The organism is Micromonospora sp. MP36 (genome assembly GCF_008119785.1).
Classification (GTDB): Bacteria; Actinomycetota; Actinomycetes; order Mycobacteriales; family Micromonosporaceae; genus Micromonospora.
In genome coordinates, this window is sequence record NZ_VSFA01000260.1 from 1 (window position 1) to 1,207 (window position 1,207).

Here is a 1,207-nt window from a genome sequence, read left to right on the forward strand (position 1 = left end):
GAGTATCGGCCGGTGTGAGTGTGGTTATCGGATGTTGCCGGTGTGGCCGAGGGAGTAGCGGCCGGGTTGTGGCCAGACCGTCAGGCCGTGCGGGCCTCGGCCGACCGGGATCCGGGCCAGCAGTTTGCCGTTGTCCGTGTTCAGCACGTACACCTCGTCGTGGTAGCGCCCGGAGAGCCAGAGTTGCTTGCCGTCGGCGGAGAGTCCGCCCATGTCGGGGCTTCCGCCGCCGGGGATCCGCCAGGTTGTCCTGGGTTTCAGGCTGGGTAGGTCGAGGACGGTCACGCTGCCCTCGTCCCGGTTGGTGACGTACGCCAGCCGGGCGTCGCGGCTGAAGTAGATGCCGTGGGCGCCCCGGCCGGTACGGATGAACCCGGTCTGCCGGGTGGCCTGGCCGTCGAAGACGTACACGCCGTGGGCGTGCATGTCGGCGACCAGGAAGTGCTGCCCGTCGGGGGTGAGCCGGGTGTCCTGGGGCATCCCGTCGGAGGTCTCGGTGAGCCGGAAGTCGCGCAGCTTGCGCAGGCTGGCGGTGTCTAGGACCAGCATCCGGTTGGCGAACTCGCAACTGAACAGCATGGTCCTGCCGTCGGCGGTGTAGTCCATGTGGTTGATGCCGCCGCATTCGGGGAACCGGACCGAGCGCACCCGCTGCCAGGTGTGCACGTCGTAGAAGTCCAGCCGCTGGTACGCCTCGGCGACCACGATGGCCTGTTTGCCGTCGGGGGTGAAGTAGAGGTTGTAGACGTCCTCGAGCTTGCGGAACTGGCCCGGCTTGCCGGTCCGGGCGTCGACCGGCACCAGCCCACCGTTGGGGATCTGGCTGGACGCCACGTAGAGCGTGCGCAGGTCGTAGGAGGGCACCACGTGCTGCGGCTCCGGCCCGCCGGGGAACTTCTGCACCACCTTGTAGGTCGCCGGGTCGATCACCCAGACGTCGTTGCTCTTGGTGTTCGGCACGTAGACCAGCGGCCGGTCGCCGCGCACCGGCGCCGCGACCTGGTCGGGCCCGGCGGCGGCGTAGACGTTGCCGGCCGCCGGGTAGCTCGGCATGCCCGGCAGCAGCGGCCCGACCGACCCGCCGGCCGAGGCGCCCGCGGACGGGCTGGTCAGCGCCTCCCGGGTGGGTGCCCGGTCGGTGCAGGCCAGCAGCCCGGCCGACAGGAACAGGACCGGGACGGCAGCCAGCAACGACCTGCGGGACATT

1 protein-coding gene is annotated in these 1,207 nt (G+C 70.3%); it reads right to left on the reverse strand.

The features are described 5' to 3' along the window. Nucleotides 1–24: 24 nt before the first annotated feature. Nucleotides 25–1,207, reverse strand: a 1,183-nt coding sequence (locus FXF52_RS41055) for a YncE family protein (RefSeq protein WP_148805025.1), incomplete at its 5' end; no start/stop codon positions are given.